Annotated in this window: 1 pseudogene; it reads right to left on the reverse strand. The window is 73.3% G+C overall.

The features are described 5' to 3' along the window. A pseudogene (locus ACR80Q_RS18275) lies at positions 1–1,159 on the reverse strand (hypothetical protein); the annotation flags it as partial. Between the last annotated feature and the right edge of the window lie 84 nt (positions 1,160–1,243).

Consider the following 1,243-nt stretch of genomic DNA (forward strand, 5'->3'; position numbering starts at 1 on the left):
GGTGCCCGGTCAGGTCCTGGTGGAAGCGGTGCTGCAGGTAGGTCTGGGCCCAGGAGCCTGGGAACGCCTGCTGGAAGTAGGCGAGGGCCAGCTGGTTGATGTCGGTCACGCGTTCGGGGGTGACGGGGGACGTCTCGATGTCGTAGGCGCGGTGTAGCGCGCGTTCGGTGTTCATCGCGCTGGGTTCGGGAGCCCCCATCACTCGTCGCAGCTGGGCCTGGACGGCCAGGTCGGCCGTGACCGTGTCGGACGCGTTGTCGGCCAGATTGCCGGGCGGGTCTGGGTGTTCGGCGGCTGCGTCGTCGGTCGCACCGTGGGTCGCCGTGTTCATGGTCGGAGTGGTGGGGGCGGGGGCCGCGATGACGAGGTGGGTGGTGTCTGGCTCGACGCCGTCCCACAGGTCCGGTGGTGCGGGGTCCTCCAGGGCGTCGTGGTCGACGTCGGCGGGGGTGGGGTCGGTGAGCACCGACGCCCGCCAGACCATGGCCAGGCACTCATCCCCGTCACGACCGTCGCCACCGTCCGCTCTCAGATCGCCGGCGGACGCCTTCGCCGTGGTGTCGCTGGCGGTCTGGGTCCGCAGGGGAGGGGGTGCCGCGGCGGACAGGAGGGCGTGCGGGTGCCAGCCGCGTCGCAGGCCGTGGTCGATCACGGTGACGAGTGCGGGCCACCAGGGGCTGGCCATGACGGTCTTGGCGCGCTCATCGCCGAGCACCTGCTGGAGGTCGGCGGCCCAGCCGGCGGTGAGCGGTTTGCCGTGGTCGTTCCGGGTGCTCGGGCCGCTGAGGGTGGTGGCGACGGCGGGGGAGACGTGGCGGCTGATGCGCCACCACAGGGCGGCCGCGCCGTGATCGTCCGGAAGTGGCCCTTCGCTTGCGGCGCGGGTGACCTGGGTGCGGGCGTCGACGCCGGCGCGGGACAGGGCTGCGAGGCGGTCGGCGAGGATGGGGGTGAAGGGGTCGGTCCTGAAGGTAGGGGAGAGGTGGTGCAGCAGGGGCCCCCACTCCGCCAGGGCGGGTGTCCGGTCGCCCTGGACGTGCTGGTCGAGGGTGCGTTGCCAGGTGCGGGCGGCTTTCTGCAGCTGGGTGGCGCCGGTGGGGCGTCGGTCGGTCGGGGCCACGTGCATGGCGGCCCGCCACACCTCCACCTCGGCCACCACCCGCGTGGGGGGACGTCGTTCCCCCGTGTTCAGCCAGGCCGGGAGGGGGGAACGTTCCCCCGGAACCGGGGGAACGTTCGCGGC

It is taken from the genome of Aquipuribacter aurantiacus (assembly GCF_051216895.1).
Classification (GTDB): Bacteria; Actinomycetota; Actinomycetes; order Actinomycetales; family JBBAYJ01; genus Aquipuribacter.